The sequence below is a fragment of the Spirillospora sp. CA-294931 genome, from assembly GCF_050946795.1.
Taxonomy (GTDB): Bacteria; Actinomycetota; Actinomycetes; order Streptosporangiales; family Streptosporangiaceae; genus Spirillospora.
This window is the reverse complement of the sequence record NZ_CP192006.1, coordinates 230,454-250,264: the sequence shown is the minus strand read 5'-3', so window position 1 is coordinate 250,264 and position 19,811 is coordinate 230,454. Positions and strand designations below refer to the sequence as shown.

At 71.3% G+C, this 19,811-nt stretch carries 19 protein-coding genes; 10 read left to right on the top strand and 9 right to left on the bottom strand.

The genetic code is table 11. The features are described from left to right. Positions 1-316: 316 nt before the first annotated feature. Positions 317-3,034 (bottom strand): sigma-70 family RNA polymerase sigma factor, encoded by a 2,718-nt coding sequence (locus ACQPY4_RS01250; RefSeq protein WP_433331464.1) that lies wholly within the window; start codon positions 3,032-3,034, stop codon positions 317-319. A 230-nt stretch (positions 3,035-3,264) separates the two neighbouring features. Between ACQPY4_RS01250 and ACQPY4_RS01245 the strand changes: the two genes are divergently transcribed. Beyond that, positions 3,265-4,062, top strand: coding sequence for a hypothetical protein (locus ACQPY4_RS01245; protein WP_433331462.1), 798 nt, complete (start codon positions 3,265-3,267; stop codon positions 4,060-4,062). A 177-nt stretch (positions 4,063-4,239) separates the two neighbouring features. On the opposite strand, the gene ACQPY4_RS01240 is transcribed toward ACQPY4_RS01245, so the two are convergent. Further along, positions 4,240-5,856, bottom strand: a complete 1,617-nt coding sequence (locus tag ACQPY4_RS01240) for an alkaline phosphatase D family protein (protein WP_433331460.1) — start codon at positions 5,854-5,856, stop codon at positions 4,240-4,242. A gap of 83 nt (positions 5,857-5,939) precedes the next feature. Here ACQPY4_RS01240 and ACQPY4_RS01235 point away from each other — a divergent pair, with 83 nt between their 5' ends. The 3 genes from ACQPY4_RS01235 to ACQPY4_RS01225 all read left to right on the top strand — a co-directional run bounded on the left by ACQPY4_RS01235 (position 5,940) and on the right by ACQPY4_RS01225 (position 8,476). Continuing rightward, entirely contained in the window at positions 5,940-6,338 is a 399-nt protein-coding gene (locus tag ACQPY4_RS01235; RefSeq protein ID WP_433331458.1) for a nuclear transport factor 2 family protein, read from the top strand. Between the two features lie 106 nt (positions 6,339-6,444). Then, positions 6,445-7,725 (top strand): erythromycin esterase family protein, encoded by a 1,281-nt coding sequence (locus ACQPY4_RS01230; protein WP_433331456.1) that lies wholly within the window; start codon positions 6,445-6,447, stop codon positions 7,723-7,725. 88 nt (positions 7,726-7,813) lie between these two features. Beyond that, complete coding sequence (locus ACQPY4_RS01225) at positions 7,814-8,476, top strand: hypothetical protein (RefSeq protein WP_433331454.1); 663 nt, start codon at positions 7,814-7,816, stop codon at positions 8,474-8,476. Here ACQPY4_RS01225 and ACQPY4_RS01220 read toward each other — a convergent pair. Beyond that, positions 8,473-9,339 carry an SDR family oxidoreductase gene (locus ACQPY4_RS01220; RefSeq protein WP_433331452.1) on the bottom strand — a complete coding sequence of 289 codons (867 nt, stop codon included), beginning with the start codon at positions 9,337-9,339 and terminating at the stop codon, positions 8,473-8,475. The genes ACQPY4_RS01225 and ACQPY4_RS01220 overlap by 4 nt on opposite strands. A 48-nt stretch (positions 9,340-9,387) precedes the next feature. On the opposite strand from ACQPY4_RS01220, the gene ACQPY4_RS01215 reads away from it, so the two are divergent. Next, on the top strand, positions 9,388-9,819 hold the full coding sequence (locus ACQPY4_RS01215; protein ID WP_433331450.1) for an SRPBCC family protein: 432 nt from the start codon (positions 9,388-9,390) through the stop codon (positions 9,817-9,819). A gap of 212 nt (positions 9,820-10,031) precedes the next feature. Continuing rightward, positions 10,032-10,640, top strand: a complete 609-nt coding sequence (locus ACQPY4_RS01210) for a TenA family protein (protein WP_433331448.1) — start codon at positions 10,032-10,034, stop codon at positions 10,638-10,640. Between the two features lie 7 nt (positions 10,641-10,647). Here the strand turns inward: ACQPY4_RS01210 and ACQPY4_RS01205 are convergent, their stop codons facing one another. After that, entirely contained in the window at positions 10,648-11,721 is a 1,074-nt protein-coding gene (locus tag ACQPY4_RS01205; protein ID WP_433331446.1) for an alkene reductase, read from the bottom strand. Between the two features lie 98 nt (positions 11,722-11,819). Here ACQPY4_RS01205 and ACQPY4_RS01200 point away from each other — a divergent pair, with 98 nt between their 5' ends. Then, positions 11,820-12,236, top strand: a complete 417-nt coding sequence (locus tag ACQPY4_RS01200; RefSeq protein ID WP_433331444.1) for a MarR family winged helix-turn-helix transcriptional regulator — start codon at positions 11,820-11,822, stop codon at positions 12,234-12,236. Between the two features lie 30 nt (positions 12,237-12,266). Here the strand turns inward: ACQPY4_RS01200 and ACQPY4_RS01195 are convergent, their stop codons facing one another. Continuing rightward, positions 12,267-13,565 (bottom strand): erythromycin esterase family protein, encoded by a 1,299-nt coding sequence (locus tag ACQPY4_RS01195; protein ID WP_433331442.1) that lies wholly within the window; start codon positions 13,563-13,565, stop codon positions 12,267-12,269. A gap of 240 nt (positions 13,566-13,805) precedes the next feature. Between ACQPY4_RS01195 and ACQPY4_RS01190 the strand changes: the two genes are divergently transcribed. Beyond that, a complete protein-coding gene (locus ACQPY4_RS01190) occupies positions 13,806-14,096 on the top strand; it encodes a hypothetical protein (RefSeq protein WP_433331440.1) in 291 nt (96 codons plus the stop codon). On the opposite strand, the gene ACQPY4_RS01185 is transcribed toward ACQPY4_RS01190, so the two are convergent. The 3 genes from ACQPY4_RS01185 to ACQPY4_RS01175 are packed head-to-tail and all read right to left on the bottom strand — an operon-like array spanning position 14,093 to position 17,546. Further along, positions 14,093-16,354 carry a heavy metal translocating P-type ATPase gene (locus tag ACQPY4_RS01185; protein WP_433331438.1) on the bottom strand — a complete coding sequence of 754 codons (2,262 nt, stop codon included), beginning with the start codon at positions 16,352-16,354 and terminating at the stop codon, positions 14,093-14,095. The two genes, ACQPY4_RS01190 and ACQPY4_RS01185, sit on opposite strands and share 4 nt — an antisense overlap. A 27-nt stretch (positions 16,355-16,381) precedes the next feature. Further along, positions 16,382-17,332 carry a hypothetical protein gene (locus ACQPY4_RS01180; RefSeq protein ID WP_433331436.1) on the bottom strand — a complete coding sequence of 317 codons (951 nt, stop codon included), beginning with the start codon at positions 17,330-17,332 and terminating at the stop codon, positions 16,382-16,384. A 7-nt stretch (positions 17,333-17,339) separates the two neighbouring features. Further along, positions 17,340-17,546, bottom strand: coding sequence for a heavy-metal-associated domain-containing protein (locus ACQPY4_RS01175; RefSeq protein WP_433331434.1), 207 nt, complete (start codon positions 17,544-17,546; stop codon positions 17,340-17,342). Positions 17,547-17,889: 343 nt separating this feature from the next. Between ACQPY4_RS01175 and ACQPY4_RS01170 the strand changes: the two genes are divergently transcribed. Further along, entirely contained in the window at positions 17,890-18,753 is an 864-nt protein-coding gene (locus tag ACQPY4_RS01170) for an Fpg/Nei family DNA glycosylase (RefSeq protein ID WP_433331432.1), read from the top strand. 192 nt (positions 18,754-18,945) lie between these two features. On the opposite strand, the gene ACQPY4_RS01165 is transcribed toward ACQPY4_RS01170, so the two are convergent. Continuing rightward, complete coding sequence (locus tag ACQPY4_RS01165) at positions 18,946-19,407, bottom strand: SSI family serine proteinase inhibitor (protein ID WP_433331430.1); 462 nt, start codon at positions 19,405-19,407, stop codon at positions 18,946-18,948. A 46-nt stretch (positions 19,408-19,453) separates the two neighbouring features. Here ACQPY4_RS01165 and ACQPY4_RS01160 point away from each other — a divergent pair, with 46 nt between their 5' ends. Continuing rightward, positions 19,454-19,789 carry a rhodanese-like domain-containing protein gene (locus ACQPY4_RS01160; protein WP_433331428.1) on the top strand — a complete coding sequence of 112 codons (336 nt, stop codon included), beginning with the start codon at positions 19,454-19,456 and terminating at the stop codon, positions 19,787-19,789. The last annotated feature ends 22 nt before the right edge of the window (positions 19,790-19,811 follow it).

Here is a 19,811-nt window from a genome sequence, read left to right as displayed (position 1 = left end):
GTAGGCCAATACGGCGATTCGCCACTCTTTCACGCCCGCTCCACGGACGGTAGGCGCCCGCCCACGCGATCGGACGAATCGACGGGGAATTTTCGGGACGGCCGCCGGGCACCCGGAGGGTTCCGGTATTCGCCGCTCCGGGGCGTGGAGCCCGGGCCCCCCGTCGGAGATTCGCGACGGCACATCCTCGCCCATCTTCGTGGGCTGTCAGCGCGGACGCTACCAGCCGTTCCGGTCTGTCCCTAATGCTTCTCCATGATCTTTACGAGAAGGCGCGGGGGCGCGGTTCAGCGGTAGCCGCATGCGGACCCGGGCTTCAACTCCGCATGGGCGCGGTGACGCTGACGACGCCGACCAGGTAGGCGTCCTGCCTGGTCGTGAAGGAAAGCCGGCGTCCGCTGTCGAGGCGGCTTGAGAAGTAATCCACATCTATCCCGAAGGTGAGTTCGGAGCCGATCGCGCCCGCCGCCGACCCGTCGGCCACGTTGCCCGCGTCGGCGTCGCCGCCCTCGGGGGTGAGCGGACGGCCGTCCAGCAGGAGCCGGTCTCCGGGCAGATCCGCGTCGCCCTCCCACGCGACCACGCCGATGCGGGCCGGTTCGGCCGTCGCCAGCAGCCCGCCCACCGGGACGTCGACCTGGTCGGCCGCGTGGCGGCCGAGGGCGCGCACCCCGTCGAGCACCATGGCCTGCTGGTAGGGGGCGGACGGGTCCTCGACGACCGTGACCAGGCTCCAGCCCGCGTGGCGGGCGTGGCCGCGGCGCGTGGGGACGTCCGCCCCCCACCAGATGCCGCCGCCGCCCTGCCGGACGATCTCGGTCACGTCGGCGAAGGCCTGGTAGGCGCCGTAGCTCGGCAGCCGGGCCTGCTCGGTCTGGGCGGGCTGGACCGTCCGATATTCGCCCCCGGGAGCACGAAGCTTGGCCGTGACCGGCTCCTTCGCGTTCACGGCACCCGACCAGTACAGACCGGCCCAGAGGACCTTGGACCCCGTGGGGAGGTCGAGCCGGGCGGAGCTGGACGACTTCGTGGACGGGTCGTCGTCGAGATCCCTCGGGCACATGTCCCAGAAGTCGTTGTCGCGGCGGTCGCCCTTGCGCTGAAGGGCCGCGCGGCATTCGGGGTCCTTCTCGTCGCAGGTCAGGAGCGAGTTGCCGGTCTGGAGCGTGCGGACGTGGCCGTCCACGGCGAACCGCGCGGGCATCCCGCCCTCGGCGACGCCCTCCTTCGCCTTCGCTGAAACCGTCAGGCCTCCCGATCGCAACGTCACCCGGGGAGGGGTGTCGTAGGGAGCGGTGGCGCCGACGTCCACCCTCAGATACGCGGACGTGTTGTCCCCCGAGGCCAGCGGAGCATGGGTGCAGCGCACCCGGTTCATCGGCTCCTGCTGCTCGGCTTGAGGGTCAGGCTGCTGCTGCTCCGGTTTCGGGTTCGTCTTCGCGGGCGGCTTCGGCTTGGCGGACGGCGTCGGCGTCACGGGCTTCAAGGACGGCGTTGGCAGCGGGTTGGCCAGGCCCCCCGGGAGCAGCGGCGGACGCGTCGCCGTGGGCGTCACCGTGGGTGTGGGCGTGGCGGTCGCCGTCGGCGTGGCCTTCGGCTTGGCCGCCCTGGGTGCCTTGGCCGCCTTGGGCTCCTGGCCCGACTCGGGGGTGGACGAGACGGGACGGCAACTCCAGCCGTCCCCTGGGGGAACGCGCGGGGCGAAGAGAACCGAGTTCCGTCCGGCCGCGCCGCCCGCATACGTCACGTCCGGCGGAAGGTCGATGTCGGCGATGACGTCCTTGGAGCGGCCCTTGCCGCCGTTGAGCACCGACATCGCCACGATGCCCGGCTGCTCGCGGATCAGCGTTCCCACCGTCCCGATGCGGGCCGTCAGCCGCGCCGGGACGGCGGGCGGCGGCGACTGCTCCGGAGGCGGCGCCGGAACGCTCGGCTTGGGAGGCTTCGGTTTCGGTTTGGGCTTGGGCTTCGGCTGGGCCGCCGGTCGAGCGGCGGGCGGGGGCGGCGGCGCGGGCCGGGCCGCCGGAGGCTTGGCCTTGGGCGGTGCGGGCGCGGGAGCCGGGGCCTGCGCGGCGGGCGGCGACTTGCGGGCGGGCTGGATCGGCTCCTTGCCCGAGACCAGCAGCATCCCGAGCACGGCCAGGCCGGCCGCGGCCACCGCGCCCGCGCCGTACGCCTGCTGCTGGCGTTTGGGCAGGTGACGGAACCAGCCGAAGATGCCGCCGAAGGCGAACCCGCCCTTGATCGCGGCCAGGTAGGCGGTGGCGGCGGTGCCGAGGACGAGCGGGCCGACGGCGTCGCGCAGGGCCGTGTTGACGTCGGTCAGCTCGGCGTAGATGGCCTTGCAGCGCCCGCAGCCGTCCAGATGGCCCTCGACCGCGCGCGACTCCCGCTTGGCGAGCCCGCCGCGCACGTAGGAGCCGAGCTTGTCGAGGGCGGGACGGCACTCCTCGGTCACCCCCGCCGCCGACAGGTGCATCTGCAGGTAGGCCTGCCGCAACCCCTCGCGGGCGCGGTAGGCGAGCGCGGCGACGCCGTTGGCGGTGAGGCCGAGCAGGGGCGCCACGTCGGCGGGCTTGGCGCCCTCGATCTCGGTGTGCCACAGGACGGCCTGCCACCGCTCGGGCAGCGACTGGAACGCCCGCACGATCATCGACCGTTCGAGCCCTTCGAGCGCCGGGTCGATGAACGGGACGCCCGGGTCGTACTGCTCGATGGTGTCGGTCGACTGGAGCCGCCGCTCGCTGCGGTAGCGGTCGTAGACGGTGCGCCGGACGGAGGTGAGCAGGTAGGGGCGGAACCCCGCCTGGGGCCCGCCGCCGCGCCGGATCACGTCGAGGATCTTGGCGAAGGTCTCCTGGACGGCGTCCTCGGCGGCGTCGCCCTCGACCAGATGGCGGGCCAGCCCGCGCGCCGAGGCGAGGTGACGCTCGTACAGCGTCCCGTAAGCCGAGATGTCACCTTCGCGGATCCGGGCGATGAGGACCGCGTCGCTGGTCTCGTCCGGTGCCAGGCTCGACGCGGTCTCGCTCACGTGGACTCCTCGCGGTGGACGGTCGTCGGTACGGGTCTTACCTGCGTGACTGCTGCTTTACCGGGCGGTCACCGCACCATACTCGCCGTTAGTGAACCGATGACCACCCAATGTCGCGGAAGATGATTCCGCAATCCGCGTCATGACTAAACCGTCTCGCCGTCAGAAGTCTGGGAGGACGAACCCGAGGGCCAGTCCTCCGTGCCGGACGACCAGTGAACGGAGGCGGGATGGCGTACCTCTGGAGCGGACCGCGACCAGGGGACCGGGCCGGGCCCGGGACGGACGAGCTGCGCGAACAGTGGCGCGGCCGGAGCATGGCGGTGGGCTGGTCGCTGCCCGGCGACTGGTGGGCGCCCGCGGTCGAGGCCGTCGTGGAGGCGGTCTGCGACGGGAGGGGGATGGCGGTCGCCTGCGTCTGGCTGGGCCAGGCGCGCGGCCGGGCCGGAGTCGGCCTCGGGGAGACCCTTGACGACCTGGGAGCGCTGTTCACCGTGCTCGCCTGGCCCGACCCGCCGCTGACGCTCGTGCGGTGCGTGGCCGAGGGCTGGGTCGACTCCGGGCTGATGTCGCTGGCCACCGAGTCCTGCGAGGACCCGCTCACGGGGCTGACGACGATGGCGTACCTGCGGTCGCGGCTGGCCGAGCTCTATCGCGCGGCGGCCGAGCTGGGCATCTCCCCCGCCGAAACTCACGCGCTGGTGATAGTCGACCTGTCGGACGGCTCGGAACCGTGGCGCCGCCTGGCCCGCGCCATCGTCGTGGCGCACGACATGCGGGTGGTGTTCCGGGGCGGGGAGACGCTGACCCTGGTCGGCACCGGACGGGCCGCCGCGCTCGTCCCGACGACGTCCCGGCTCGAACCACAGGTGGCGTCGTTGCGGCGGCTGCTCACCCGGACGCTGGCGCGGTCCGACGACCCGGACGGCGGGCGCCTGGTGGGCGGCGGTGGCTTCCTCGCCTGGATCGAACGGCTGCCCGGCTCGCCGGGCGAAGCACAGGAGCTTCTCGAAGTGTTAGCCGGCTGAAGCCAGGGCATCGCGGCGCCGGCCGCTCACACACGCGCGCCGGCCGGCTCCGTGCTGCCCTTCGTGCGCCATCGGCGTCGCGTGCCCCGTAGAGGGGGCGGGGGACCGGCGTCGATGGCCCACCCAGGGGTGCGCCCGTTCCGGCGAGGGGGCGGAATGGGCGCACCCCGCCCTACGTCAGGTGACCTTGGCCCTTGCCAGCTCGGTGAGGGTGGTCTCGGTGCGGGGCGACTGCCAGCGGACGTGGCAGTCGCGGCCGTCGAGCTCGACGGTCGCGATGGCGTTGTCGAACCAGGGCCCGGCGGTGGTGCGCCACTTCATGGGCGGCGCGGGGACCTTGGACATCTTGGCCAGCAGCCGGAACGGCGCCGCCGTGAGGCGGGACCCGGCGATGCGGTTGGCCAACCGGAACTTGCCGACCAGGGGGTTGCGCAGGGGCGAGCAGACGATCTGGGAGATCTTGGTCTCGGTCGACGGGGACGTGACGCGGGCCAGGTAGGAGTAGTGGATGTCACCCGAGAGGAAGGAGATGCTCGCGGGCGGCTCGCCGCGCTCTCCCCTGGCCACGGCGATGACGTCCGCGGCGACGTCCCGGAACGACTGGTCGAACGCCGCCCAGTGCTCCAGGTCGGCGGCCTGACGGATCTTCTCGCCCCAGCGGGCCGGACGCTTGCCCCAGGCGCCCTCGGCCATCGCCTCGTTCCAGGTCTCGGCGTGGTGGATTGTCGAGGGCAGCAGGTAGGGCAGCGAGCTGGCGATCAGCACATGGTCGACGTCGCCCCGGCACTGGTCGTCCAGCCAGCGGAACTCCTCGTCGTCGAGCATGCCCCGGCGGTCGGGGGTGAGCAGGCGGGAGCAGCGGCTGTCGACGACGATCAGCCGGGTGCCGCCCCAGACGTGGGCGTAGCTCCAGCGTGCGGTGTCGGGATGCTTGTCGGCCTGCTCGGCGAAGTCGTCGAGGATCTTGCCGCCGTCGCCGCCGTCCGCCGAGGCCGCCCTGACCGCGCCGAGCAGGGGGTCGGACGCGCGCTCTTCGGGCGAGAGGTTGCCCAGGTGCTGGTAGACCCAGTACGAGCCGATGCCGCCGGTGATGCGGGACCGCCACCACGACTGCGCCCACATCTGCTGCCGCCAGGTGTAGGAGGTGTTCCAGTCGTCGCGGATGTCGTGGTCGTCGAAGATCGTGAACGTCGGGACCGTCGACAGCACCCACCGCACGGCCGGGTCGGTGTGCCAGGCGAGCTTGTAGAGGTAGGTGTACTCCTCGTAGTCGGCCAGCTCGCCGACGGGCGCCTCGTCCGGGTCGCGGCGGCTGCGGATGAAGGCCCGCATCTCGTCGCTCAGCTCGTCGGCGTACACCTGGTCGCCGATCATCAGCAGCGCGTCGGGCCACTCGGCGCCGTTCGCCAGCTCGTGCGCGAACGCGGCCAGGGCGTCGAGCCCGTGCTCGTTGGCCTTGTCGGGCGAGCGGCGGCAGGAGCCGAACGAGATGCGCAGCGTGCCCTCGGCGTCGATGGTCCTGATCTGGCTCGGCGGGAACCGCGTCGCGGCCTCGGGCCACACCGCCTCGCCGTCGAGCGTCACGCCGTAGGAGATCCTGGCCCCCGGTTCGAGCCCCTCGACCTCGACGATGCCGTAGTGGTGCCCGTGCACGGTGAACGTGCGGGCGGTGGCGTCGAGGCCGTGCTCGTCGTTGAAGACCCGGACCTCGCACGGGCTTTCGGTCTCCACCCAGATCGTCGCGGTGCGCTCGCCGACGTTCCGGAGGAGAGGCCCGAGTAGCAAAGCGGTCATAGTCAGCTTCTCTATCGGACTGTGACCGGCACGTCCACTGATTCGGAGGTGACTCCACGGGTCAGGGGCGAGAAGATCATGGGATGGACACACGCGCGTTGGCCGAACGTTTCGCACGGGTCTGGGAGGACGCGTGGCCCCGCGGGGACGTCGAGGCGCTCCTCCCCCTGTACGCCGAGGGTTGCGTGCACCGCTCGATGCCGTTCCGTCCTCCGCACGAGGGACGCGAGGCCCTGGCCGAGTACCTGCGCTGGAGCTTCGCCGACGGTGCGGCCACCGATGTGAGGTTCGGCACCCCGATCGTGGACGGCGACCGCGCGGTGGTCGAGTTCAGGGTCTTCTCGGTGGAGAAGGGCGGTTCGACCACGCTGGCGGGCTGCGCGTTCGTCCGTTTCGGCCCGGACGGCCTGGTCACCGAGGTCCGCGACTACTGGCACGCCGTCGAGGGCCACCGGGAGCCCACGGGCTCCCTCTTCTTCTGACGCCTACGACGGGCGGAGTACTCCACAAGCCCCCTCCCGTGGGACGCGCGGCCCACGACACGCGGGCGATCGTGTCGGCGAACGCAGCCCACGAGGAGGCACTCCGATGCAACGACGACTGATCGCACTCGCCCCGCTCACCGCCGCCGCGCTCTGCCTGACCGCCGCCCCGCCCGTCCACGCCGCCGAGCCCGCGAACACCGCCGGGCCCGTCACGCCCTGGATCAAACGCAACGCCACCCGGCTCACCACGACCGACCCGTCCGCGCCGCTCACCGATCTGGCGTCCCTCGGCCGGACGATCGGCGACGCGAAGATCGTCGGCCTGGGCGAGTCGGCGCACGGCCTGAAGGAGCAGACGCGGCTCAAGCACCGCGTCCTGCGGCTCCTGGTGGAGAAGTACGGCTTCCGCTCCCTGGCCTGGGAAGAGGACTGGACGCTCGGCGTCAAGATCAACCGCTACATCCGCACCGGGGAGGGCGACCTGGAGGCCCTCATGCGCGAGTCCGACTGGCGCTCCGGCGAGGTGGCCGACGTCTTCCGCTGGCTCCGGCGGTACAACGCGAACCGCAAGGACAAGGTCCAGTTCGTCGGCGTCGAGTACTACAGCACCCGCCCGCTGGCCTACGACGCCATCGCCTCCTACGCGGCCAAGGCCGCCCCCGGCCTGCTCCCCGAACTACGGCGCCACCTCAAGGCGATCCGTCCCAACACCGAGAACATGGGCGACTACGTCAAGTGGTACTGGAAGCTGGAGAACAAGAAGCCCTACATCCGCCACGCCCGTGAGATCCACCGCCTGGTCGCGAGCCTGCCGCGCGACCGCGCCCAGTCCCTGGCCCTGCACCACGCCCGCCAGATCGTGTCCTTCCACGAGCACTTCGACCTGGCGGACCCGTGGCCCTACCGCGACGCCCGCGCCGCCGAGAACCTGCGCTGGTGGCAGCGCCGCACCGGCGACAAGATCGCCTACTGGGCCGCCAGCGCGCACACGGCCAACGCCCCCGACCTGCGCATCACCGGCACCGTCCTGAGGTTCCCCAGCGCGGGTTCCCACCTGCGCCGCTGGTACGGACGCCAGTACCGATCGGTCGGATTCACGTTCTACCGGGGCACCGTGCTGGACGACGACGGCCGCCCCTTCGCGATGCCCGCGCCGAAGAACGACTGGTTCGAACGCCGCTTCGACGGCGTCCCGTCCGACCACTTCACCCTCGACCTGCGCCGGGACGCCCCCGCACCCGTCCAGCGATGGCTGCGGGCGCCGGCGTCCACCCGAGGCATCCCCACCCTGGGGACGGCGTCCGCGATGACCGGCGGCTCCCTGGCGCAGTGGTTCGACGCGATCGTCCACACCCGGACCGTGACCCCGGCCACCCGCTTCTGACTCATCGGATCACTTGCACTTTCAATCGTTGACACCGGCCCCCTCCGCCCCGAAAGTGGCGTATGCGTAGGACCACGAAGGTGCGCCGATGACTCGCAGTGCTTCCCGCAGGCGGACGGTTCCCGGAGCCCGGCACCGGGTCCCGTCGGCCGCGCGGCGGACCACCGAGCGCAGGCTCCTGGCGGGCTGGCTGGCGGCAGCCATCACGGCTCCGATCGCCTCGACCTTCGCGATCCTGGCCATCCTCGAACACGACGACGTGGACCAGCCCGCCCCCACCCCGACCGTCCCCACGCCCGAACCGCCGCCGCCCTCCCCAGACCCCACTCCCTCCGAAACCAGAACCGCGGACAAGACTCCCGACCAGCCGGAGCCCGTCCGCACCAAACCGGAACCCGAGCCCGACCCGGTCACCCACTGGACGGCCCCCGAATTCCACGGCATCGCCGCCACCGGCACCTACGAGATCTCGGCCAAGGGCCTGACCAGCTCGCTCACCCTGAAGCTCAACGCCCGGACCGACGAGTGGGCCGTCTTCATCCATCAGCACTTCGACGGCGGCGAACTCTGTGACAGCGGAGCCAACGTCACCAAGGGCATCGGAAGCGTCCTGCACACCGAATTCGGCTCCCGATGCACCAAGGTGTTCCGCGTCCGCCTCTGCTTCGCCGACCGGGTCGAAAGCAGCCCCAACGGCACCGCCCACATCACCCCGACGCGCTGCTCCCCGTGGAGACGCCTGCGCGGCTAGACGACCAGGTGGCGGTAGTTCTCGGGATGCCGCTCCAGATACTCGCGCAGGGAAAGAGCCGGATGGCCGGTCAGCCGGGGCACGGCGTCGCTCACCGTGCTCAGCTCGCCCGTCGCCACGGCCTCGTAGGAGCTCACCCAGCCGGCGACCTCCCACTCCGCGGCGCCGTAACCCGCACGTGAGGCCAGGGCCTCCTCATGAGTCTCGGGGACGTACTCGATCGCGCGTCCCGCCGCGTCGCCGAGGATCCCGGCGATCTCCGCGAAGGTCAGGGCCTCGGGCCCGGTGAGGTCGTAGGCGGCGCCGTCATGCCCCTCGCCCAGCAGCACCGACACCGCGGCGTCGGCGATGTCCTCGTGGGCGACGGCCCCGACGCGCCCCTCACCCGCCGGGCCGCGGATCACGCCGTCCGCGCCGACCATGCCCGCGAGATCGGCCTGGTAGAGGCTGTCGCGCAGGAACGTGAACCGTGCCCCGGACTCCCGGAGACGCCGCTCGGTATGCCAGTGATCGCGGCCGAAGGTGAACGTCGCGTCCGGCGCCGCCCCGAGGAACGACACATAGACGACCCGAGACACTCCCACCGCCAGCGCGGCGTCGATCGCGGTGATGTGCTCGGCGACCCGGTCCCGGCTCTCGCGCGCGGAGACGAGGAACAACGTGTCGGCCCCCTCCACCGCACCGCGCATCGCCGCGCCGTCCCCGTAGGTCGCGGCCGGTGCCCGGACGGCTCCGGGCAGCTCGGGCAGCCGGGACGGATCCCGTCCGACCAGCCGCTGCGCGACCCCCGCATCGGCCAGACGCCGCGCCACCTGCCCGCCAATCCGCCCGGACGCGCCGGTAACAGCAATGATCGAAGTCACGGATGTCCCCTTCCCCGATTGGCGATGCCCCGAATCCCTGGAGGAGAAATGAGCCACGCCCGCCACCGCCTGAGCGGACGCATCACCGTCCCGCTTCCGCCCGCCGAGGCGTTCACCCTGTTCACGCCCCGGGGCGAGGAACGCTGGGTGAAAGGCTGGCAACCCCGCTTCCCCAGCGGCGGCACGGACGACACCGAGCCGGGAACCGTCTTCGAGACCGGCACCGGCGACGAGACCACCACCTGGGTCGTCATCGCCCGCGACCCCGGCCACCGAGTCTCCTACGCCCGCACCACCCCGGGCTCCCGCGCCGGCACGGTCACCGTGTCCCTGAAGCCCGCGGAAGAAGGCACCGAAGTAGAGGTCGCCTACGACCTCACAGCCCTGACCCCCGAAGCAGAAGCCGGGCTGGCCGAGTTCGCGACCGGCTACCCGGCCTTCCTCCAGTCCTGGGAAGAAGCGATCAAGGCCGTCCTCTGAGCATGGGAACAAACTCTCGCGGTCGTCAGTTACAGCTGATGGTCGGTGTGCCTGGTGTCCCCGGGCCTCACCTATTGCCTTCGCGGAATACCGTCCGGCTGGAGCCGCGTTGAGCCTTTCGCCGAGAGGCGACCCACACACCGACCCCTGACCAGGGCCCCCGCCGGGCCGCAAGGACCGGCGGGGGCTCGGTCTTTTGGGAGACTTCCCGTATGAGTCTCGCCGCGCATCTGGAAGAACTCGGCCGTCCCCTGGTCGAACGGCAGCTGGAGCATCCGACGGTGGCGGGCATCGCCCGCGGCGACCTCGACGAGGCCGTCTTCCGCTCGTGGCTCGAACAGGACTATCTCTTCCTCCTCGACTATGTGCGGGTCTTCACACGGCTGGCCTGGCAGGCCCCGGACGCGCATCTGGGGGATCTCGTCGATCTCGCGCACGCCACGTTCCACGACGAGCTGGCCCTGCACCGGTCGCTGTCCTCGGAGTTCGGCGCCGATCTCGAAGGCGCGCGCAAGGGCCCGGCCTGCGCGGCCTACACCGGCTTCCTGCTGGAGAGCGCCGCGAACTACGGCGAGGGCCTTGCCGCGCTCTATCCCTGCATGTGGGGTTACTCGGCCCTCGGCGTCCGGCTGGCCGGGAACCCGCCGTCCGAGCCGCGCTACGCCCGCTGGGTCGCGACCTACGCCGATCCGGGCTTCGCGGCGCTGACCCGCCGCTGCGCCCAGATGATCGACGAGGCGGGGCCCGATCCGGCGGTCGCCGAGAAGCTCTTCCTCGACGGCATGGGCCACGAGCTGGCGTTCTGGGACGTGCCGCTCTGATCTCGGGTCAGACCGCCGGTTCCAGGCTGGGGTAGTCGACGTAGCCTTCGGCGCCTCCGCCGTAGACGAGCGCGGGGTCGTGGGTGCTGAGCGGGACGCCGCCGGCGAACCGGGCGGGCAGGTCGGGGTTGGCGATGAAGAGCCGCCCGAACGAGAACAGGTCGGCCAGGCCGGACGCCACGACCTCCTCGCCCGCCTCGCGCGTGGTGGGCTCGTCGCCGTTGTAGTTGCCGATCAGCGTGCCCGACCAGCGGGGACGCAGGTCGGCCAGCGCCGGGTAGCGGCCGCGCTCGATCACGTGGAGGTAGGCCAGGCCCAGCGGGTCCAGGGCTCGCAGGAGCGTCCGGTAGGTGGTCTGGGGGTCGTCCTCGACGATCTCGTTCTCGGGGTTGTCGGGCGAGATCCGCAGGCCGACCTTCGCCGCGCCCACCGCGGCGGTGACCGCCTCGACGGCCTCGATCGCGAAGCGGGTGGGCTCGCCGAAGCGGTCGGTGCGCCGGTTGGTGTTCGAGCCGAGGAACTGCTGGACGAGGTATCCGTTCGCCCCGTGCAATTCCACACCGTCGAAACCGGCCCGCATGGCGTTGCGGGCCTCGGCGGCCAGGTCGGCGATCGTGGCCTCGGCCTCGGCCGTGGTCAGCGCGCGCGGGATGACGTGGTCGACCAGGCCCTCTCGGGTGAAGATGGGCTCGGACTCGATGCGGACCGGCGAGGGGGCCACGGGCCTGCGGCCGTCGGGGAGGGTCAGCGGGTGGGTCATCCGGCCGACGTGCCAGAGCTGGGCGAAGATCGTCCCACCGGCGGCGTGGACCGCCGAGGTCACCTCGCGCCAGCCTTCGACCTGCGCGTCGGTGACCAGCCCGGGGATGCCCGGCCCCGCCTTGCCTTCGAGGTTGGGCCAGATCCCCTCGGTCACGATCAGCCCGGCCCCCGAACGCTGGGCGTAGTAGTCCTTGGTGAGCGGGTGCGGGACGCCGGTCACGTCGTCCGCGCGTCCCCGGGTCATGGGCGCCATGGCGATGCGGTTGCGCAGGCGCAGATGAGGGCCTTCGTAAGGGTTCAGCAGGGACGCGGAATCCATGGTCACTCCTTATATGTATGCGCATACATTTCTTGCATGGACATGCAGATATTTGCATTGCATGTAGTCTGGTGTCAATGTCGAACCCGAGGTGAACGATGACCGACGCCCTGATGTGGGACCAGCTGGTGACCCTGCACGGCCGGGTCGAGCACGAGCTGAGCAAGGCCCTGCAACGACGGCACGGCATCGGGCTGTCGGAGTTCAGGGCCCTGTGCCGTCTCTCCCACGCCGACGAGGGCGAGCTGCGCATGCAGGAGCTGTCCGACCTGATCGGCCTCAACCAGAGCTCGGTCAGCCGGCTCGTCGCCCGGCTGGAGTCCCAGGGGCTCACCCGGCGCGCCCTGTGCCCCCGTGACCGGCGCGGCGTCTACACGGTCATCACCGAAGAGGGACGCGCCGTCCAGGAGAAGGCCGCCCCCACCTACCACGGCGTCCTGAGCGAGTCTCTCGACGCCGCCGCCTCCGACACCCGAGTGGCCGCCCTGGTGACGGCCCTCCGCGCCGAGCCCTGAACCGGCGCGGAGGCCCGCACCTGAGACGCGTCAGCCCAGGAGCTTGGACTCGTTGATGTCGTGCAGGTGGAACAGGCCGTCGTACGAGCGCGCCAGGGCGATCCGGTACGGGTCTTCCGGGTACCCGGTGCCGATGCTCCGGGTGAGCCGGGCCTGCCTCAGCCAATTCCGGGCTCCCGCGGGGAGCCGCCGCAGGTCCAGGTAGTAGTCGGACGCCGAGACCCTGGCGAGCGTCTCCTCGTTGGTGCCCGGGGCGGGCGGCCCGACGGTGAAGCGCGTCCACACCTCCTCGGAGTTCTGCGCGTTGAACGCTCCCCGGGTGAAGGTGAAGCCGATGTTCACATAGCCCTCGCCCAGCCGGTCACGCAGGAAGGCGCCCTGGGTCTTGGGGTAGTTCTCCGCGTCGTCCGGCACGTAGGTCACGTGGCCGTTGTGGGCGGACAGCAGGACCTTCTCCCCGGTCTGCTCGTGCCACCAGGCCGTGTTGAGCGCCATGACCCGGTCCCGGTAGAGCATGGCCTTGGGGATCTCCTCGCGGTCCTTGAGGTCGAACGCCAGGAACCGGGTGGTCTGCGCGATCGAGCGCGCGTGCTGCGCCGTCCACCGGTCGGGACGCAGCCGCTGGACGAGCGACAGAACCTCCGCCGCCTGGTCCGCGATGACCTTGCGATCGGCCGGTGGCAGGTCCAGGTAGGGGTTCCCCGCGGGCGCGGCCTGGAGACGCCGGTACCGGCTCTCGACCTGGGGCAGGAGATCGGGCCGGTGGGCCTTCACGAAGTCCGTCACCTTGCCGATCAGCTCGCGGCCCAGCGACGGGAAGTTGAGGTCGTTGCCCGTGAAGTGCACCTTGTCGGGATGAGTCGCGTTGTGCGCGCGCATCCAGCGCAGGAGGTCGAGATACTCCTGGACGTTCCACGGAGCGAGCTCGCCGAACTCCTCGCGCATGATCGCGCGCGGATCGCCCTTCCCGCTCACGACGTACTCGTTCAGGCGCACCCCGGAGCTCCACCCCGCCTCCAGCGAGAACGCCGAGAACCCCTTCTTCTCCACCAGGTAGCGGAACACGCGGTGCTTCATCGTGAAGAACTCGCGGGACCCGTGCGTGGCCTCGCCGAGCCCCACCACGCCCGCGCCGCCGACCGTCCGGCCGAGCGGTGCCAGGTCGCCCAGGTCGCCGCCGGGCGCGGTGGACGCCAGCGGCCGGGCGTGGCGCCGCAGCTCGGGCACTGGATCGCCGGCCGCAAGGACGGGCGGCGCGACCGCGACCGAGCCCGTGATCGCCAGGAAGGCGGCGAGCATCGATCGGCGCGGCATGGTCGAGGTGCGCATGGGGATCTCCTCCGGAGGGTCGGGCAGCGATGCCCTCAGCCTCTCGGCGGAGCGGGTCCTCGCCCCATAGGGCGGCCCCCCAGGTTCATGGTGGAGCTAGCCACACTACGGTTTGATTACTTGCTGTTTGGGTTAACGCACGAAGAGTGAGGCGATGCTTGGTTTGTGGCAGCGCGTCGATATCGACGGATATCCGCCGGCCGTCCACGGAGGACGCTCCGTCCGGCCGGTGCGGGCGCGTTGCTCCTGCTCGCGACGCTGGCGGGGATCGGCCAGATCATCGAGCAGTCCGAGGGCGTCCCCTATGCCATGACGCTTCTGCACTCGGACCGGCCCGAGGACGCGCCTCGCGCCGTGCCCAAGCCCGTCCGCCAGGAGGTCTCGGCCTCGCGTCCCGCCCATTGGTGCGCGGCCATGCCCTGGTGGCGGGAGTTCTGCACGGCGCTCAACGCGCCCCTGTGGACCAGGCCCTTCCAAGCCGGAAAGGCCGTGCGCCGTCCCGGCGGGACGGCGCACGACCAGAGCGGCTAGTGCGGGTCGGCGGTGGTCGTCAGGGGCTTGAAGCCGCGCAGGCGCAGGCTGTTGCTGACGACGAAGACCGACGAGAAGGCCATCGCGCCGCCCGCGATCATCGGGTTGAGCAGGCCGGTCGCGGCCAGGGGAATGGCCGCGACGTTGTAGGCGAAGGCCCAGAACAGGTTGCCCTTGATGGTGCGCAGGGTGCGGCGTGAGAGCCGGATGGCGTCGGCCGCGGCCCGCAGGTCGCCCCGCACCAGCGTGAGGTCCGACGCCTGGATCGCGGCGTCGGTGCCGGTGCCCATGGCCAGGCCCAGGTCGGCCTGGGCCAGCGCGGCGGCGTCGTTGACGCCGTCGCCGACCATCGCCACCGAGCGTCCCTCGTCCTGGAGGCGCTTGACGACGTCCACCTTGTCCTGCGGCAGCACCTCGGCGATGACCTCGTCGACGCCGACCGCGTCGGCGACCGTGCGGGCGACGGTCTCGTTGTCGCCGGTGAGCAGGACGGGCCGCAGCCCGAGCGCCTTCAGTTGGGTGATGGCCTCGGCCGAGGTGGGCTTGACCTGGTCCGCGACGGTGATGACCGCGCGGGCCTGCCCGTCCCAGCCGACCGCGACGGCGGTGTGGCCGCGCTCCTGGGCGCCGGACATGGCCTTCTCCAGCTCCGGCGTGAGGTGCTGCGACCATTCGGCCAGCAGCCGCGGCCGCCCGACCAGGACGCCGTGGCCGTCGACCACCCCCTGGACGCCCAGGCCCTCGACGTTGGCGAAGTCCTCGACCGCGCCGAGTTCGCCGACCCGGTCGGCGGCGCCCCTGGCGATCGCCTGGGCGATCGGGTGCTCAGAAGCGTTCTCCAGCGCACCCGCCAGGCGGAGCACGTCGGCCTCGTCCACCCCTTCGGCGGTGACGACGTCGACCAGGGCCATCGTGCCGGTGGTGACCGTGCCGGTCTTGTCCAGCACGACGGTGTCGATCGCGCGGGTGGACTCCAGGACCTCGGGGCCCTTGATCAGGATGCCGAGCTGGGCGCCGCGTCCCGTGCCGACCATGAGGGCGGTGGGGGTGGCCAGGCCGAGCGCGCAGGGGCAGGCGATGATCAGCACCGCGACGGCCGCGGTGAAGGCGGCCGCGGCGCCGGTGCCGGTGCCGAGCCAGAAGCCGAGCGTGGCGACGGCCAGGGCGATCACGATCGGGACGAAGATCGCCGAGATCCGGTCGGCGAGCCGCTGCACCTGGGCCTTGCCGGTCTGGGCCTCCTCGACCAGGCGCGCCATCTGGGCGAGCTGGGTGTCGGCGCCCACCCGGGTCGCCTTGACCAGCAGCCGCCCGCCCGCGTTGACGGTGGCGCCGATCACCGTGTCGCCGGGACCGACCTCGACCGGGACGGACTCGCCGGTCAGCATCGAGGCGTCCACCGCCGACGAGCCCTCGTCGACCACGCCGTCGGTGGCGATCTTCTCACCGGGACGGACCACGAAGACGTCCCCGGGGGCCAGCCGCTCGATCGGGACGCGCTCCTCACGCCCCTCGCGCAGGACCGAGACCTCCTTGGCGCCGAGCTCCATCAGGGCCCGCAGGGCGGCGCCCGCGCGGCGCTTGGACCGCACCTCGAAGTACCGTCCGGCCAGGATGAAGGCGATGACCCCGGCGGCGGCCTCCAGGTAGATGTTCATCGACCCGTCGCCCCGGGTCATCGAGAACTCGAACCCGTGGGTCATCCCCGGCTTCCCGGCGGTGCCGAAGAACAGGGCCCACAGCGACCATCCGAACGCCGCCAGGGTGCCCAGCGACACCAGCGTGTCCATGGTCGCCGCGCCGTGCCGCAGGTTCGTCCAGGCGGCCTTGTGGAACGGCCAGCCGCCGTACACCACCACGGGGGCGGCCAGCGCCAGCGAGAGCCACTGCCAGTTGGTGAACTGCCACGCCGGGACCATCGCCATCTCGATCACCGGCACCGCCAGCAGCACCGAGACGAACAACCGCTGCCGCAGCGAGGTCAGCTCGTCGTGCTCCGGCGCCGACGGCTCGGCGGCGGCGGCCCGGGGCGGCGGGGGCGGCTCGGCGGTGTAGCCGGCCTTCTCCACCGACGCGATCAGATCATCGACGCTCACCCCCTCGCCGAACTCGACCCTGGCCTTCTCGGTGGCGTAGTTGACGGACGCGGTCACGCCCTCGATCTTGTTGAGCCGCTTCTCGACCCGGGCCGCGCACGACGCGCAGGTCATCCCGCCGATCGCCAGCTCGACCCGGCCCGACAGCGCGTCGGTGGTCATCGCTCCTCCTTCACGATCGATCGCGGATCAGTGGTCGTGCCCATGGCCGTCGCCGCCCTCGTCGGTGGGCGGGACGGGGTCGGCCCCGCCCGCGGCCACCGTGAACTCGGCGGTCCTGACCTTGCCCTTGTGCTGGAAGTCCAGGTAGAGACGGTACGTGCCCGCGCTCGGGACCTCGGCGAAGAACGTCACGCCGGGGCCAGGCTTGGTCTTGCCGTCCCCCGGTTCGCCCTCCGGATGCACGTGCAGGTAGGCCAGATCGCCGTCGCGCAGCGCGACCAGGTGCCCGTACGCCTCCAGATACGGCTCCAGGTCGGTGATCGGCTCACCGTCCTTGCTCACCGTCAGCGTGACCTTGCTGCTGCGTCCGGGGGTGAGCTTCCCGGTCAGGCTGACGGCGTACCCGTCCACCACCGCGACCTGCGTCGGGAGCGGCAGCTTGGTGGGCTGGTAGTCGCCGGGGGCGGTGATGTCCACGCCCAGCGTGAGCTGTTCCTTCTCACCGGCCGGCTTGATGTCGGTGAGGAACCGGTAGACCCCGGGGTCCTTCAACGTGAGCGGGATCGACCAGACGCCGGACCCGTCCATCGTCGGGTGCACGTGCTGGAAGCCGGACAGGTCGCGGCGGGCCACGATCAGGTGCAGCTTCTTGCCGTGCAGCGGCTGGTAGTCGGTGACGGGCCGGCCGTCCGGCCCGTTCACGGTGAACTGGAAGTCGGTCGGCTCGCCCGGGACGATCGTGGCGGCCTTCGGGCGCAGCGTGTAGCCGTCCCGGGTGACCATGAGCCCCCCGGGGGTGTCTATCGCGCTCTTCGCGGTCGTGGCGGTCTTGCTTCCGCCGTGACCGCCATGGGTCTCGCCTTCGCCCTGCTTCTCGGTGGCGCCAACGGGGCCGACGGCATTGCCGATCCCGGCGGCGCCCCCGAAGAGGGCGGCCAAGCCGAGGACGTACGCCCCGATCTTGGTCGCGGTGTTCATCGTCGTCTCACGCCTTCACTTCGTATCCGGCCTCGTCGATGGCGTCCCGGATCAGGGCGTCGTCGACGGGGCCGTCGCTGGAAACGGTCACCTGGCCGGTCGCCAGGTCGACGTCGACACCGGTCACACCCGCGACCTGGCCGACCTCGCCCTTGACCGAGCTCACGCAGTGTCCGCAGGTCATTCCGGTGACGGTGTAGGTGACGGAGCTCATCCGACGTTCTCCTCTATGCGAATCTGTACCCCAGGGGGGTATCTCGTGACCCTTATGGTGCCACAACCCGACACGCTCGACAACCCGTACCCCCTAGGGGTTGTTCCGAGCCTTCCGCGGTTGTGATCGCCATCACCTGACCCGGCGCGCCATTACGAAGAGTTATCCACACCCTGTCACCACCGCGGGACGGACGAGACTCGGGGGTATGGTGGCGTTTGTCGAGGTATGAACCCCCGCCGTCCCGAATATCCCGGCCGATCCGTGGTTGCACACAGAGTTATCCACAGTCCTCCACAGCCCTGTGGAAGCTACGGAAGACCGCTTGACGGATACTGGAGACATGCCTGAGCTACCTGAGGTCGAGGCGCTCGCGGGCTTCCTCCGGGAGCGCGCCGTCGGTCACGTGATCGCCCGCATCGATGTTCTCGCCATTTCGGCGCTGAAGACCTACGACCCGCCGGTCACCGCCTTCGGCGGGCTGACCATCACCGGCGTGGCCCGGCACGGCAAGTTCCTCGACCTCGACGTGGACGGCGTCCACCTGGTCGTCCATCTGGCCCGCGCCGGCTGGCTGCGCTGGCGCGAGGAGTTCCCGGCCCGGCCGCCCCGGCCCGGCGGCAAGAACCCGCTGGCGCTGCGCGTCCATCTCGACGACGGGTCGGGCTTCGACCTCACCGAGGCCGGGACGAAGAAGGGCCTGGCCGTCTACGCCGTCCGCGACCCGGCCGAGGTCCCCGGCGTTGCCGCGCTGGGCCCCGACCCCCTGGGCGGCGCCTTCACCCCGGCCGCGCTGATGGAGATCGTCAAGGGCCGCCGCACCCAGATCAAGGGCCTGCTGCGCGACCAGAAGATCATCGCCGGGATCGGGAACGCCTACTCGGACGAGGTCCTGCACGCGGCCAGGATCTCCCCCTTCAAGATCGCCGCCACCATGACCGAGGAGGAGGTCGCGACCCTGCACGAGGCCATCGTGACCACCGTCCGCGACGCCGTCGTCCGCTCCGAGGGCCTGGCCGCCCAGGACCTCAAGGGCGAGAAGAAGACCGGGCTGCGCGTCCACGGCCGCACCGGCGAGAAATGCCCCGTCTGCGGCGACACCGTCCGCGAGGTGTCATTCGCCGACTCGTCCCTCCAGTACTGCCCGACCTGCCAGACCGGCGGCAAACCGCTGGCCGACCGCCGCCTGTCACGGCTGCTCAAGTGACGGACACGCCAAACGCCCGGGCCGCCGTGGGCGACGCGGGCACCACGCCATAAGCTTCATGCTGGGCCCACCGGTGGGGGTGGGCCCCTCGAACGGGTCCTGCCGGACGCTGCGGTATCGGGCAGGTTGGGGGCCCCGGCCTGTCAGGCCGGGGCCCTTTGCTGTTATCGAGCCGGAACGGGGAGGGCTCGGTCAGCGGACCTTGGGAACGTCACCGAACAGGGGCCCCACCTTGCTCCAGCGGCTGAGCTGGCAGCCGTCGGCTCGGGTGAACTTGGTGTCGACCGGCTGGCCCTGCCAGGTGCCCTTGACGGTGGCGATCTCAGGACCGCCGTAGATCTTCGTGCACATCTGATCCTTGGGAACGGGTTGGAACGGGTTCTTCGCCTTGGTCAGGGTCTGACACGCGTCCGCCGCCTTCGGGTGGTCGCCGCCCGCGGGTTCGCAGGTCAGCTTCCAGGTCTTGGCCGGGGCCTGGTCCGACGCCTTGACCTGGACGGTCAGTGAGTCGGCGTTGCCCGAAGGCTGGACGGACGTCGTCGACGATGGCTGGTTCTTGGCCGGGCCGTCCGCGCTCTTCTCGTCGCCGCAGGCGGCGAGCGAGAGGACCAGGGCGAGGCCCGACGTCGTGTAAATGAGCGTCCGATACCGCATGGGTGATTCGACGTGGGCGGGTTCCGCACGGTTCCATGGAGGTGTGATGAATTTCGGGGAGGATGTTCCGGCGGTCGACGCGGCCGACATACCGGGGGACGCGTACCTGCTGGACGTCCGCGAGCAGGACGAGTGGGACGCCGGGCACGCGCCCCACGCCGTGCACATCTCGATGGCCGAGCTCAGCGACCGCGCGGGCGAGGTCCCGCGCGACCAGGACGTCTACGTGATCTGCCGCTCCGGCATCCGGTCGGCTCAGGTCACCGTCGCGCTGAACCAGGCCGGCTGGCTCGCCCGCAACGTCGACGGCGGCATGAAGCGCTGGGCCGAGGCCGGGCGCCCCATGGAAAGCGTCTCCGACAACCCGCCCTACGTCGCCTAGATCGGGACTTCTGGGCGGCGAT